Below are 17,220 nucleotides of genomic sequence, written 5' to 3'. Positions count from 1 at the left end.
CGACGCTGGAATCATACGCCGGTAGCGGCGCGATATTGAGCGCCAAAAACGACATCACGGTAAGCGCGACGTCACTCAATGTTTCCAATACTAAGACCATCGGCGCAGCAGGCGGTATGGCTGCCGTTGGTACCAGTATCGCAACGGCCAATGCCAATGGTTCGGTCAAGGCTTACGTAACCGGTACGGTGACGACGGCGCGTGATCTCAAGGTGACGGCCTATGCAACCGATTCGGCCAAGGCGGAAAGCTACGCTGTCGCCGGCGGTATCGTTTCGGGTAGCGGTTCGGTGGCAACGGCGATCGTCTCGCCGGTTGTCGAAGCGTATGCAACTGGTTCGTTGACCACGACGCGTGCGATCAACGTGTCTGCCACGGTCAAGCCACGTGCTGAAGCGTATGCATTCGGTATTGCTGCCGGCGGCTTGTCGGTCGGCGTATCCAATGCCACAGCCAAGACCACACCGACCGTGAACGCCTATGTCGGCGGCACGCTGACGACGGGATCCTTGAGTGTTCAGGCGATGCAGGTGCTGCCATCGGCGGGTGAGTCTGCCTATGCCAATGCAACCGGTTCTGCCGGTGCCCTGATTGGTGTGGCCTCGACCTCGGCAACTGCCATCAACGGTACGTCGGGCAGCAAATCGGCCATCAATGCCTATGTGGCAGATAGTTCGACGCTGACCGTACGTGGCGCAACGTCAGTCGTTGCCAACGCCAATTCGAAACAGAAGGCCGATGCCAATAGTTACGCAGGCGGCATTGTGGCGGCGGGTATAGCGCAATCGAAAGCACAATCGGATACGCAGACGTCGGCTTATCTCGGCACGGGCGTCAAGCTTGACGGCGGCAGTCTCACGATCACGGCGCTGGGCTATGACGATAATGTTGCGTTGACCACGGCAGGTAGCGGCGGTGTTCTCGCCGGTGCTGGTGCGACAGCGGATACCAGCAATCTCAGCAATACCACGGCGCTGATCAAGGATGGCACAAGCAATCGCAACATTACGCTGGGCGCCAACAACGTCTTGCCGATCTTGCTGATCAGCTCGAACGCAAATTTCAATACCGATCAAGGCAGTCAGTACGTCAACAACGGCCAGACCGTGGATGTGCGTTCCGCGCATACGGCTGGCGGTGATTTCGGTACGCGTTACCAGTACATCGGCGGCAGCGGCACGATCGACTTGTCGAACGAAAACTTTGCCAACACGGCGCGCTGGACGGCTGTCGGCGTGATCGACGGTACGGGCAAACTGTCGATGACGGCAGACCATACCGCCAAATTCAACAGCACGATCGGTACGGTTGCCGGCGGTGCATTGGCTGGCAGCGGCGCGACATCCAATCATCTGGTCAATGCCATCACGACAGCGGGCGTGGGAAGCAACGTCAAGCTGTACAGCAAGGACATTAGCATCACTTCCACCAGCCATGTGCTGAAGCCGGAACAGAGCGAAGCCAATATCAAGGGCGTGACGGGCGGTATCGCTTCGGCCGCAGGTGCCACCAGCGAAACCGTGATCAAGCTCGATACGCGTGTCGAAATTGGTAACAACAGCGTTCTGCAAGTACGTGGCTATGCCGTTACAGCAGGCGATCTGAGACTGGCTGCGCTGAACGATATCGTTGCCTTCGACAAGGTGACGCTGACTACAGGCGGTGCGATTTCGGGAGCAGGTGCCTTCTCGACGATTCGTACGGATGGCTCCTACGCGCGTGTCAACATCGGTACCGGTACGCAGCTGTTGACGGTTGGTGCGATCGATATCTCGGCGCGTGGTACGGGTGTGCTGTCGGCGATCGTCAATGCTGAAACATATGGTGCAGCCACGGTTGCAGTGGCCAAATCGGTTGTCGATGTACGCCCTGTCAATGAAGTCAATATCGGTCAGAACGCCTTGCTGCAGGCCGATGCGAACGTCAATATCTCGTCGGGTACCAACGTGACCTTCGACCGAGATTACTACAAGCTCACCGCGCGTACGGATACGTTTGCCGGCAGTGCGATCCCGATCGACGATGTCGATTCGCGTGCCGTGCTGTATCAGACCAACACGATCACCGTGGCCAGCGGCGCCAACATCCGCAGCGCACGCGATATTAATCTGCATACCGAACGTCTCGGTTATGCCGATATGACCAGTCGCGCCAAGGCGACCAACTGGGCCAGCGCGATTGGCGACGCATTGAGCGGTTCGGAATGGTTTGGTGGTTATCTTGATACCAATGCCGACGGCATCGTCACGGTAAATGGCAAGCTGGAAACCGGTATTGCACGTACGCAGTCGCTGACATTGAACTGGTCCCAATCGGCATCGACCAACTACGGCATCGTCGGTGTGTCTTCGGGCAATGGCATCACGTACCGTATTGTCAATGAAGCGTTACTGACCGGCCTGGCGAAGGAGCTGCAGAACGCACAGTCGCAACTCAATGCCTACAGGGATTCGGGCAACACCACGCTGATTTCCTTCTACACCAGTGAAATTGCTCGTATCAAAGCGGCTTTGGCTGCGGAAGGTCTGACGGATGACCGTGGCAACTTGCTGCAAAAGTCAGTGCCGACTATATACATCGATCCGATCTGGGCACAAGCTGGTGTGATCGATATTCGTGCCGACATCCTCAAAGGCTCGGGCACGATGGATGCGCCGGGCGATGCGTCGGTGGTTATCACGAACAATACGCCGGCTTTCATCAAGATCATGGGTATCACGATCCCGGAGAGCAATGGCGGTTTGTTCCTCAATGGCGTAAGTGCCAGCAGCAACAGCAAGATCAACGAACTCAATAGCGCCACCAGCAACGGTGCGTCCACGACAGCAACCTTTGCATCCATCACGCAGACCTCGACCGGTTCGGTGCCAACGATCGTCGTGCGTAACACCTTCAATCCGAATTCGGTGCAGTTGACGGCCGATCAAGAACCGTACTCGTCGCCTGGCATCACGGTACTGGGGACCATTACCAATCTCGGCGGCAACCTGTCGCTGGTGATTGAAAACAGTAACGGTGATATCCAGATCAATGCGCAGGTCCGTGCGAAAAACATGGCGATTGTTGCCGGCGGCAATGTCTACATCGATGGCGTTACGGCGTACTCGGTCGGTGGTGAAGCCTATTCGGCATGGAAAACGATTACCGATCGCGTGCTGGCATCGGCTCCGCTGGGTCAGAAAGGGGTAGTCGATGCCACCACCATGGGCTTGGCCAACACCCAGGCGTATGCTGCGGCGTCTACCGGCACGGTAGTCGGATACAAGGATGGCGCTCCGGTCTACTCGACCTCATCGATGCCGGGCGTGAATCTGTATGCAGATCGCATCCACATCACGGCGCAATATCTGAACGTCAATGGCGTCATTCAGAGCGGCAAAGACAATTACACATTGACCATTGGCGCGTCGACGCGCACCGAGATTCAGAATATCTCGGCATCGGCGACGGGCCTGGTCTATCTGAATACGGCGTCGAATTCGGACTTCTCGGTTTACTGGGATGTCGCCAACAAGCGCATTCAAGTGCAGGAAGTACGCGTCAGTGGTGGGTATATCGAGCTTGATGCGCGTATCACCAACACCGGAAAAGGCGAAATTCGTCTGCTGGGTGGTTATGCCAACGTCACGATCGATAACCAGACCACCTACGATCTGGTGATCCAGCGCATTGATACCTCGGCACGTGGCACGGGTAAATTGCTGATCGTTGATCGTTCCAAAGCGGTCTACAGCGGCAGCACGAAGATTCAGGACTTCACTGTCACTTTGTACGAAAAAGCGGGCGACAAGGTCACCGTTACGGTCGACGAAGGACGCAGTACGGGTGCGGTGTCGACGGTTGTCAACAATCTGTCCAACTACAATTTGGCGCAAGGGCAGCGTTATGGCTGGTCGATCGGCCAGGAAGTGGCCGTGCGCAAGATGGCGACGGTAGGTAGAAGCGATTGGTTGGGCATCGATTGGCTGGCGGCCGATCCCGCGCGAATTTCGTGGGATACGCAAGAAGCCATGACGCAACCCAAACTCATGGGTGGCGCAGCCTATTACTACACTGACACCAGCGATACCTCGGTGTTCGATTACGACTACAACAAGGTCGTTACATCCACTAAAAACTACGAAACCAACCAGCACACGACCAGTACCTGGTACGGCAAGCGCACGCGCTGGACGACTTTTGTGGAAGAGCAGAAGTCGATGGAGATTCATACCTTCTCCATTCGCGCCGATCATGATATTGCGATCAACTTCATTGGCAATGGTGCCAGCGACGTGACGGTCAAATCTGGTGGCTCGATCCTGCTTAACGGCGCGATCTCGAATGCATCGGGAACGACGACGCTGATCGCCGGTAATCGCATCGATCACCTGACCGACAGCGCGTATGTCGGCGGTCAAATCATCAATCTGACGGCGACCAATGGCATCGGTACGAAATCACTGAGCGGTGCCGATACGCCGATTCAAGGGCTGAATACCGATCTGTCGGCAACGCCGACCTACGATTTCACCACCAGCAGCAACAAGACACAGATCGCCAACGGCGTACAAGTAAAGCTGGCGGCAGGCTACAGCGCAGGCGGTGTCGCAGGCAAGGTGTACAAATATATCGGTGCCGATACCTCGCTGAATCTGAGCACGCAGAACTATGGCGATGCCAGCAAGTGGCAGCTCGTCAACTCCAACACTGTCAATTACACGGCCAGCAATCCGAACCTGACCGTACAAGGCCATCGTGTTCTGGTTGGCAATGGGTATGCGAACGGTGGCGAGGCCGGACAGGTGTATTCGTACATCGGTGCAGCCGGCAAGCTTGACTTGTCGACGCAGGATTATTCCGATACCAGCAAGTGGCAGAAAGTCGAATCGTTGCCGGCAATCACGGCAACGGCATCCAATGGTGCGGTATATCTCAACGAAATCATCGGCGATCTGGCCGTCAAGAGCATTACTGCAGGCGTGGGTCGTGAGATCAGCCTGACGGCACAGGGTTCGATTGTCGTGGCCAAGGCAACGGCAGCAACCTGGACCGAAGGCCGTGTTGGTGCGGCAGGGCAGCGTGGCGGTTCGATCACGCTCAATGCACTCAACGGCAGCATCGGTATCGCCGGTCATGCATTGACCTTGTACAGCGGTTCGACCCAGGCAGATCGCGTGATCGCTCTGGCGGCACAAAACATCTATCTGACCGAAGGCCGCCATACCGGCACGGCCAACGGTGCAGATAACTTGCGCATCGAAAAAGTGGAATCGCGTTCGACCAATGGCACTGTGGAAATCACGGTAAGCAATGGTTCGCTGATCGATGCCAACAATACGCAGCAAGTCGATGAACGTGCCAAGCAGGACTTGATCGATGGCGTATGGAGCGATCTGCAACTGACGGCAGATACCGGCGCCAATACCAAGGTTTCGGAAACCATTCTTGCTTACAAGACCGCGAAGGAGCAGGACTATCGTACCTACTGGTCGTATCGCGGCCAGCAAGCCGATCCTTCGGTCTACGATGCGGATTTCCAAGTCACACTGACGGCAGCCCAACGCGATTACTACGTCAATACCCTAGGTTATTCAGCCGCGCAAATCACGACGCTGGAAAACAAGGTAACCGCCGAGTACCGTGAACTGCATGCGCGCTACGGCTCTGCTGGCAATAGCTACAACGCCAACTACAGCTGGAATATCACTTCTGGTATCGGCTTGCAGGAAGTCAACAACATCACGGCTGGTATCAAGATCTGGACGGCGGAAGAACTGATGAGCACCATGAGTGCTGGTTTGCTCAAGCCTGTCGCCAATACGCAGATCAACATCGAAGAAGCGAACATCATCGGCCATAACGTCAAGATCGTGACGTCACACGCCGTTGGTGCCAATTCAGGACCGATCACGATCGATCTCGTCAATCGTCCGCAGCCGCTGCAATTGACGGAAGAAGAGAAGCTCGCTTTCGCGATGGCCGATCGTATCGACGTGACCTATCTGGCCGGTAATCCTGTCAGCAACGTGACGGTCAACTTCAACGCAGATGGCACCATTACGCGTACTGGGACGAGCTGGAACAGTACCGATCTCAAGGTCGGTATGCACATCCAGATCTCGGGTGCGACCGCGAATGCAACCGACAAGGGCGTGTCGTATCAGATCAAGAGCATCACGGATACCACCGTCAATGGCGTACTGACCAGCACGATCAAGCTGACTTCCAGTGCCGACCTGACGACCGAAACCGGCAAGATCGTCACGATCACGCCGATTGCGCTCAATCCGACGCGTTCCGATGTCGTGTCGTCGGTGGTTAACTTCACCATGGTCAACGGCGTACCGACTATCGTGCGCACGGATGGTGGCGACTGGTTGGCAGATGGCTTCACGGCTGGTCAGCAATTCCAGATCATGGGTAATTCCGCCAACGTCTCGGCACGTGACAGCTATTACACGATTGCCAGTGTGACGGAAGGCACGATCACGCTGATCGGTAGCAATAGCCTGACGGCAGAAAGCAGCATGGAAGCTGTCTTCACGCCGAAAGTATCGAATACGGCTGCTTTGCGTCCAGCGCTGACGGCCATCGTGATCGAGCGTCGCGACGACATCAACGTCGATGCAACGGGCCGCGTCAATGTTTCGGCCGGCACGACGGTCTACCTGGGTTCGGGCGAAATGCAGAACGCGATGCAGATCGATAACGTGACCAGTACCAGCAATGCGGAAATTCGCATCAAGAGCCGTTTCGGCATCGTCAATGATGCATCGGTGGTGGGTAATGCCAACGTCATCGGTGGTGATCTGATCGTCGAAGCAGGCAAGGGCGCAATCGGTTCGAGCACAAAAGCCTTCCTGATCGACTTGCAGGGTACGGCCACCTTGACGGCTCGTGCCTCCGGCAATCTCTACATCGCCGAGAAAAGCGGCAATATGTACGTTGCAGGTGTGTCTTCGACATCGGGTATCGTCAATCTGGAAGCACGCTCGGGTTCAATTCTCGACGGCATTGCCGGCAGCGATACGCCGAAGATTGCAGGTAACCGCATCGAGCTCAAGGCTTCCGATGCAATCGGTCTGGTAGGCAATGCGCTCAAGACCGATCTGACGCCACAAGGCACGCTGAAGGCTGATGCACAGAACGGCATCTATCTCTACGAAACGCTGGGTGACCTGAATGTGGATGGTATCAAGTCGATTGCTGGGGATGTGTACCTGAAGGCGCGTGGTTCGATCGTAGATGCGGGTAACGATGGTAGCGGTCTCGAATCGCGTCCGGGTACGGACGTGTTTGGTCGCAGTATCACGCTGATTGCAGAAAATGGCGCCATTGGCCGTTCCGGTAACGATCTGGATATCCAGGCCGGCTTCTCTGGTGCGGCAGGTGACGGCACACTCACCACATCGAGCATGTTCGATACCAATATCATCCAGGTACTGGGCGATCTGTATATCAATGAAATCGGCACTGGTGTGAATGCGGTTGGAAATGTTGCCTACACGGCGTTCATCGCTTCGCCAGGCAGCATCCTCAATGGCCGCAACGATGGCAACAGCAACCTGACATCGGGTAAAGCCAGCCTGTTCGCGACGAACAACATCGGTTCTTCTTCCAAATCACTCAATAGCAAGGTGGGTGTACTGCAAGGTACGTCGACTACGGGTGGTACGTGGATTTCAAACAAGGGTGCGATGGAGCTGACAAGGCTCGATGGCTCTGCCGGTGCGGCGATCAAAGCCGGTGGGGCTGTCACGATCACGACAGCCAGCCCGATGAATATCACGCGCAATATCGAATCGGCAGACAGTATCACGCTGATCGCGCTGGACGATGCGACGGGTGACGTGGATGACATCACGATTGCAGCGGGTGTCACGGTTCAAAGCACCAACAGCTTCGTGCACATCAAGGCCGGCGACGATGTGTCGGTTGCGGCCACGGCAAAAGTGATTGCCAAAGGCGAACTGACGATCGAAGCGGACTATCAGGGCGACGTGCAAGGCAATCCGGCCCCTGCAGGACAAGCCAACAAGGATTCCTATGGCGCGATCATCACCATTGCCGGTCAGTTGAAATCGGATGTGCTGGTCGATATTCGCGGCGAATCGCAAGCCGATACGATCAAGATCACGGGCAGCATCACTGCGCCTATCGTACGCATTGACGGCGCACAGGATGATGACCTGATCGAGATTTCGGGCAGCATCAATGCTACGACTTCGATTTCCATCAAGGGTAGCGAAGGTAATGACACTCTGCGTGTCACCAGCACGGGCGTTATCAATACGGCGGTATTCGTTCTGGATGCTGGCAACGGTAACAATACGGTGGAATTGCTGGGCGATCTGGATGCGACGACATCGGCAAGCATCAATACCGGTTCGGGCAACGATCAAATCACGATTGCCAAAACGCTGAACGGTGGCAGTTTCACGCTGAATGCTGGTGATGGCACCAACGTGATCAAGCTGCAGGCTGCGATCAACGTCGCGGATGCAACCATCACGAGCGGTAGCGGTGCGGACGATATCAGTATCACCGGCAAATTCACCGGCACTTCGTTCGATCTGAATGCCGGCGATGGCGATAACGTGATTGCGGTTTCCAATGATCTGCAGATGACTGGCGCGATTGGCTTCATGACGGGTAGCGGCAAGGACAATATCAGCCTGACTGCACCTGTCAAAGGCTTGTCGTTCACGCTTGATGCCGGCAATGGTGATAACACCATCCTGATTTCCAGCACGGTAGCGATGACGACGGGCGCCGTCAGCATCACGACCGGCAGTGGTAAGGACAAGATCGATATCACCGACGACGTCAGCGGCGGCAGTTTCGCGCTGGTCGCGGGCGATGGCGACAATACGATTGCCATTTCCGGTGCGATCGATGTGGCTGGCGCAGTTGCTCTGATGACCGGCAGCGGCACGGATGACATTCGTCTGAGTGGTGCCGTAGATGGTGCAAGCTTCACGCTGGATGCCGGCAATGGCGATAACACAGTCATCATTACCAATACGGTGACAATGTCGAATGGTGCAATCAGCATCACGACGGGCAGTGGTAAGGACAACATCGATATCACGCGCAGCATCAGTGGCGGCAGCTTTGCACTCAATGCAGGCGATGGTGAAAACACGATTGCGATTTCCGATGCAATCACGATGACGGGTGCCGTCAACCTGACCACGGGTAGTGGTCATGATGACATCCGTTTGACTGCACCTGTTACCGGTACGACGTTTACGCTGCAAGCAGGTGATGGCGTAAATGGCTTGTTGATTTCCAGTGCCGTCACGATGACTGGTGCGGTCAGCATCACGACCGGTAGCGGTGCGGATAGTATCGATGTAACAGGTAGCATCGCTGGTGCTCAGTTCGATTTGAGCACCGGTGCCGGCGCAGATACCATCACGATCACGGGCAACATCGATACAGCGGCAACGACGTTCGATCTCGGTGCGGACAATGATGCGTTGCGCATGTCGGGTACAACCAAGGTGGCATCGCTCACCGTGCGGGCAGATGATGGTGACGATCTGATTGAACTGTGGGGTTCGCTGGAAGCGGCGACCACGATCGATCTGCATGGCGGCGATGGCGATGACGTGATGCGTGTCTGGGGCTCGGTCAAGGCCGTGAGCTTCATGCTCAATGGCGACGGCGGTAACGATACGATTGCTCTGAATCCCGAGCATGCAACGGCAGGCTTCAATGCAGCGCACGATCTGGCGCTGATGGCCAATACCTTCATCAACGGCGGTGCCGGCGAAGATACCTTGCTGATCAACCATCTGGCGGCGATGACAACATCGCACAATGGCACACGTGACCAGATTCGCATGGACGGTGGCGGCGGTACCGACCAATACATCGTCAATATGCGTGGCGGTTCGGATTACATCGTCAGCATCAACGATTCGGGCTTGCCGAACGACGGTGCAGATCAATTGACGATCAATGGTACCGACAACGACGACACCTTCCTGCTACGTCGTTATTTTGTCGCATCGCTGGATACAACGGGCCTGACGGGTGACGCTGAACCGCGCTATACCAACAAGGTCGAACGCATCAATTACAACGAAACCGTTAATGGTCGTTTGCTGGTCAATGGCCTGGATGGTGACGATGCGTTCTACGTGGATGACAACTCGACCATCACGACACTGGATGGCGGCAGCGGCAAGGATCGCTTCCAGTTCGGTCAGGTGTTCGGTGCGGATCGTGTTGCGCCGTATGTCGCCGCAGGTGACGAAGTCGAGACAGTGCAGACAACGCTTGGTTATCTGACGCGCGGCATCAGCTATGCGACGACCGCGTTCGGTGGTGACGGTAACGACAGCTTCGTGGTGTACAGCAACAAGGCGCCGTTGAAATTGTTCGGTGAAGATGGTAACGACGAGTTCATCGTACGTGCCTTTGCGCTGGCTGATACCAACGGTATCTCGGTCAACGAAACCGAAGTGCACGGCGGTGCCGGCGACGATCATGTCGAATACAACATCAACGCCCCGGTCAGCATCGACGGTGGCTCGGGTGTGGATACCGTGGTCGTGATCGGTACCGAGAAGAACGACAACTTCGTCATTACCGAAACGGGTGTGCAAGGTGCCGGCCTGAATATCGACTTCACCGGCATCGAACGCCTGGAAATCGACGGCATGGAAGGGGATGACCACTTCTTCATCCTCGGCACGCCTGCATCCGTCAGTACCACTATCATCGGCGGTCTTGGCAACGACACCTTTAGTGTCGGTGGCGATGTAACGAAAACCATCGTGGCATCCAGTGTGGAAGGTACGAGCGGCTTCATCAATCACGCAGCCAGCAGTACCGACCCTGCCTACAACGGTATTTATGTTGAAGGTGTCAAACTCAATGTGGCCAATGCCGTGGCAGGTGCCATCGCAATTCGTCAGCAGACTGCTGGCGAAATGCTGCTGACCGAAGATGCGACAGATGGCAGCAATGTCAGCTGGTACGAAGTAGCGATGAACGTACCGCCAAGCGGTACGGAAAAAGCCTATGTAACGGTATCGGCGACACAGGCAACGACCAAGGATACGGCACTCGGTGGCAAGAGCATCGAAGTATCGATCGATGGCGTACATTACTACCAATCTCTGGTGCTGACCTTTGACCCGAGTGCTGGTTCCGGCGCGGAAGAGTGGGCACGTACGCAGAAGGTGTATGTGCGTGCTGCCAGCGATACGGCAGCCGAAGGCGAACGCGTGGCCATGATCAGCCATTCGGTGATGAGTAACAATCCAACGTTCAACGAGTTGCAGATTGCGAACGTTCAGGTACGCGTGATCGACAATGACATGCCGGCCTTGATCATTCGTCAGACGGATGGCAACACGCGTGTGACCGAAGGCGATGCCAATGGCGATACCTACAGCATTGCATTGACCAAGGCACCGGCAGCAGGCGAGATCGTCAAGGTCAAGCTCGGACTTGATGCGGCACAGTTGAAGGCTGAATCGTTCAGCAGCGATCCCGCGATTGCCTCACGTCTGCATGTCGACGCGCAAACCGGTGAAGTTACGCTGACATTCGACAGCAGCAATTGGAATGAGAAATTCATCGTCAAGCTGACAGCGATTAATGACAGCATTCCTGAAAACCGTGCGACCGAGGTCATTTCGCATGTCATCAGCAGCACGGGCGGTGGTCAAGGGGCGATCTACCAAAACCTGGTGGCACAAACGCTCAACGTCGAAGTCAGTGATGACGATGTCGGCGGTGTGATCGTCACGCAATCGTCCGGTACCACCCTGGTGTCGGCCACGGCAGATGACACTTACACGCTGGCACTCAGCCGTCAGCCGACGGCACCTGTCACGATTACGTTGATGTCTGATGGCAAGACGATCTTGAGTGCGGCTGATCCAAGCGATACGCGCTTTGGCCATAACGCTCAAGGCTTGCCGACAGTGACATTCACGGCGGCAGACTGGAATATTCCATTCATGGTCAACGTGGAAATGAATCCGGCTGCGGCAACCACGGTTGGCACGACGCCGATCCAGACCTATCCACAGCAGCAGCACGTGGTGGCGAAGATCAAGGGTTCGCTATTCATCGAAGGCAGCAATATTGAAGGCCGTGACCGGTCCTTGCGTCAGGCAGTCATGCTGCCGGGCGAAACCGATACGGCATTGCCTCAGGTGAACAACGTCTCGAACGAGAGCACCAATACCGATTCGCTGATCATTTACAACGATGGCAGTGTCTCCAACGATACGGGCAAGCTCGGCAAAGTTGTCAATGCCTCGGGTCTGGCTGCATTGCTGGGTGTGGATGTATCCGAGTTGACGCCAGACTATCTGAAGCAGTTCGGCGTCATCAGCGGTCTCGGTATGGGAGGCAGCTTCTCGCTGGACTTCGGTACGCCGGGTAACCCCGACTTGCGCACGTTCGATGGCGGTATCACCTACCACGGCATGGAAATTGTCAACGTTTTGCTTGGCAAGGGTAACGATACCTTTACGGTCGATCACACTGTCGATGGCTCGGTAACGGTGGTGCAGGGCGGCGGTGGCGATGATCATCTGATCGTCACTGGCGGCGGCGGTGCAGCAGCGCCTCTGGTGCTGTTCGGCGATACCAGCCAGGATGGCAGCTTCTATAACGTGACCGTTCCAGGCCAGCCAGGCGGCTTTGCCTTCACCAATTTCGGCAATGACATCATCGATGCGCGTGGTGCCAGCGGTCGTGTGATTGTCTATGGCGGTCGTGGTGACGATACGATCTACGGCAGTGCCTACGACGACATTCTTGCTGGCGGTTCGGGCAATGACACGATTCGTGCCGGTGGTGGCAACAACTTCATTTACGGTGACAGTGGCTTGAACATCGACTTGAGCAAACGCTTGAGTGTGCTCGGCGCGACGATGCTGACCGTGGTGAACGAAAACACCTCAAACACGGCGACTTACGACAATCTGGCAGTCGGTAACGATACGATCTATGGCAGCACCAATGGCAGTGATGTCATCGTGGCCGACCATGGTGAAATCACGCAGATTGGCAACAACAAGATGCAGACCAATGCGCTGGTCAAACAGGTCAATTCCTTCTATTCCGGGACTGTTGGTGGTAGCAACACGATCACGACAACAGCGGGTAATGGCATCGTGATCGGCGGTGCCGGCCTCGATACCATCACGGTGGGCGGCGTCTCCAATATCGTCATCGGCGATCATGGCAAGGTGTTGTTCGATGCCACGGATACGACCAAACTGGTGTCGATCGAAACCACCAATGTCACCGTCGGCAGCAAGGACGTGATCAAGGTCACGGATGGTGACAGCATCGTCTTCGGCGGTATCGGTGCAGATGAAATCACGACGGCAAATGGTCGTGACATGATCTTCGGCGATAACGGCATCATTGAGTACAGCAGCGGCATTGCATCGGTACTGCGTACGACCGACCAGTCGGAAGCAACAGGTGGTGCAGACATTATCAAGACGGGTAACGGCAACAAGCTCGTCTTGGGCGGTATCGGCAGTGACACGGTCGAATTGGGACTGAGTGGTAGCACCACCGGTGTTGTCATTGGCGACAACGGCAAGATCACGCTGGATGCTGGCGGCACGTTTGCGGTCAAGGTGGAGAGCGCAGACTATCTGCCAGTTGCAGGCGGACTTGGTGGTGACGATACGATCAAGACGGGCAATGGCGATCATCTGATCATCGGTGGCTTCGGTACCGATCGCATCACGACGGCTGATGGCAACGATACGATCCTCGGCGATAACGGTGTTGTCACGCTACATGCGACGACGGGCAAGATCATCACGATCGATGCGTCGCTTGATGTGGCGACCAGCGGCGCTGGGGACATCATCGTTTCCGGTCATGGTGACAAGTTTGTTGTCGGTGGCATGGGTGGCGACAAGATCACGGTCGGCAACGGCGATGGCATTCTGATTGGCGATAATGGCATCGTGACATTCGATGCTGATGGCATATACGCGCAAATCATCGAAAGCACGGACTACCTTGCTGGTTTGGGTGGTAACGACAAGATCGAAGCGGGCAACGGCAATCACTTCGTCATCGGTGGCTACGGCGAAGACACGATCACCACTGGCATTGGCAACGACGTCATTCTTGGCGACAACGGCAAAATCACGCTCAATGCGAACGGCAAAGTCACGGAACTGGATGCTTCGACAGATGTGGCAAGCAGCGGTGCCAAGGACATCATCGTTTCCGGCAACGGTAACAAGTTTGTCATCGGTGGCATTGGCGGCGACGAGATCACGGTCGGTAATGGCGATGGCATTCTGATCGGCGATAACGGTGTAGTGACGTTCGATGCCAACGGTATTTATGCGCAAGTCATCGAAAGCACGGACTACCTTGCTGGTTTGGGTGGTAACGACAAGATCGAGGCGGGTAACGGCAATCACTTTGTGATTGGTGGCTACGGCGAAGACACGATCACGACTGGTGTCGGCAACGACGTCATTCTTGGCGATAACGGCAGGATCACGCTCAATGCGAACGGTAAAGTCACGGAACTCGATGCTTCGACAGATGTGGCAAGCAGTGGTGCCAAGGACATCATCGTTTCCGGCAACGGCAACAAGTTTGTCATCGGCGGCATTGGCGGCGACGATATAACGGTCGGTAACGGCGATGGCATTCTGATTGGCGACAACGGTATCGTGACATTCGACGCGGATGGCGTGTATGCGCAAGTCATCGAAAGCACGGACTACCTCGCTGGTTTGGGTGGCAATGACAAGATCGAAGCGGGTAACGGCAATCACTTCGTCATTGGCGGCTATGGCGAAGACACGATCACCACCGGCATTGGTAACGACGTGATCCTTGGCGACAACGGCAAGATCACGCTCAATGCGAACGGCAAAGTCACGGAACTGGATGCGTCGACGGATGTGGCAAGCAGTGGCGCCAAGGACATCATCATTTCCGGTGACGGCAACAAGTTTGTCATCGGCGGCATTGGTGGCGACGAGATCACGGTCGGTAACGGCGATGGCATCCTGATCGGCGATAATGGTGTGGTCACGTTCGATGCCAATGGTATTTATGCGCAAGTCATCGAAAGCACGGGTTACTTCGATGATCTGGGTGGCGACGATACAATCAGCGCCGGCAATGGCAATCACTATGTGATTGGCGGCTACGGTGCCGATACGATCACTCTGGGCAATGGCAACGATGTGGTGCTCGGCGATAACGGCCAGATCAGCCTGAATGCGGCAGGTAGCGTGGTCAAGATCGATGCCTCGTTCGATGACAACACGACCGGCGCTGGCGACACGATTCTGGTTGGCGATGGCAGCAAGTACCTTGTGGGTGGTGCCGGTAACGACACCATCACTGCAGGTGTTGGTGCCGTGACGAATGGCGTCATCCTCGGTGACAACGGCGTCATCACGCTGGATGCAAGCGGTAGCCATCTGGCCCGTATCGAAACGACCGATTACCTTGCAGGCATCGGTGGTAACGATACGATCACGACGGGCGACGGCAATCATTACGTTCTTGGCGGCATCGGTAACGATGCGATCACGACCGGTACCGGCAATGATTTCCTGTTCGGCGACAACGGCGTCATCACCTTCAACACGGCGGGTATTGCGACACGCTACGAATCGTTCATGGACAACGCCGTCAGTGGTGGTAATGACACGATCGTATCGATCGATGGCGACAAGCATGTCATCGCCGGCTATGGCAACGACAGCATCACCTTGGGCAATGGCAACAACATTGCCTTTGGCGATAACGGCCGTGTGACCTTGTCCGATACCGGCGTTGCGCTGACGATCAGCAGCATCGATCCGGCCATCGGCGGCAACGACACCATCGTCAGCGGTGACGGTCGTAACGTGCTGGTCGGCGGTATCGGTAACGACACGATCAAAGGCGGTGATGGCGGCAACGTCATCTTCGGTGACAACGGCGACGTGACGCGTGACATGGCTGGCAAGTACGTCAAGGTTGTAACAACCAATCCGACCATCGGCGGCAATGACCTTGCACGTGGTGGCAATGGCGAAGATGTCATCCTTGGTGGTAACGGCGATGATGAGTTGTTCGGTTATGACGGCTTCAATATCGTCATCGGCGATAGCGCGTTGGTCGAATACACGAATGGCCGCGTTTCGCTGGCGCAAACCATCGATCTGTATGACGGTGGCAGTGACATCCTGCATGGCGGCAAGGATCTAAGCGTACTGTTCGGTGGCGCCAAGGGCGATCTGTTGCACGGCAACTTCACGCGCGATGTGATGGCGGGTGACTACGCGGCGATCTACTTTGTCGATGGTCAGGCGAAATCGGTGGTGCGCTTTGGTCAGGAAGGTAACTCGCCGGATCTGATCGCGGCTTCGCAAGATGTGGTCTTCACCACGCCTGCGAACCGTGAACCGAGCCACGCGACGACGCCGGCCAGCCGGGCGCTGATCAAGCAGATGGACGAGTTGATCGCCAGTATCTCGGCACCGCAACAGCAGCGTCAGCAGGCGACGGACTTCAGTATGCAGCAGAGCAGCTTGCCGTCGGCACGTTCGTCTGAATCGTCTTCGATGTCCTTCGAAAGTGGCGCGCAGCAAAGCGGCCAGAATGCGCAGACGCCGTCTTCCGGCAATGCGTCGACCTCGCAGTCGCAACAGCCATCGCAATCGCAGCAATTGTCACCACAGGCACAGCCTAATCAGGCAACGCCACCTGCTGACGCCGCACCGGCTGCACCGGAAACGCAAGGCGTGTCGCAACCGGCAGTGGAATCTGCCGCACCGCAGGGTGACGTGCCCGCCGAGCAAGGCGAACCGGCAGAATCCGCACCGCAAGACGAGGCAGGCTTGCCGCTGGATGGAGTGGAAATGGCATTTGCCGGTCTGGCCGGTGCCCACGCCTTGCGCGGCGGTAGTTTGTCGCGCAAGGATGGCGCCCTGCAATTCGATCCACGCACTGGCACCTGGAGCACTGCCGACAAGCACGATCAGGCCAAGCTCGATCTTTCTTCCTTCCTGCGTGAAACATCGGCACTGCCGGTGACCAAGGCAGCTTCGGCAGTAGATGCCAACGTGAAGACGGACTGGTTGGCTGGCATGAGCGGCGTCAATCAGGTGGTCGAGGTCGTCAAAGCCGAATCCGTGCAGGATGACAGCCGAACGGCATCGATTGACTGGAATGCAAAAAAGGAAACCGAAACCACCTCTTGAGGTGTTTTCGGTAGCC

Annotated in this window: 1 protein-coding gene; it reads left to right on the top strand. The window is 56.3% G+C overall.

Translation table 11 applies throughout. The features are described 5' to 3' along the window. Positions 1 to 35: 35 nt before the first annotated feature. A complete protein-coding gene (locus QZ725_RS03065; RefSeq protein ID WP_293776173.1) occupies positions 36 to 17,204 on the top strand; it encodes a hypothetical protein in 17,169 nt (5,722 codons plus the stop codon). Positions 17,205 to 17,220: the final 16 nt, after the last annotated feature.

It is taken from the genome of uncultured Oxalicibacterium sp., from assembly GCF_913776015.1.
Lineage (GTDB): Bacteria > Pseudomonadota > Gammaproteobacteria > Burkholderiales > Burkholderiaceae_D > Oxalicibacterium.
This window is presented reverse-complemented; position numbering and strand designations above follow the sequence as displayed.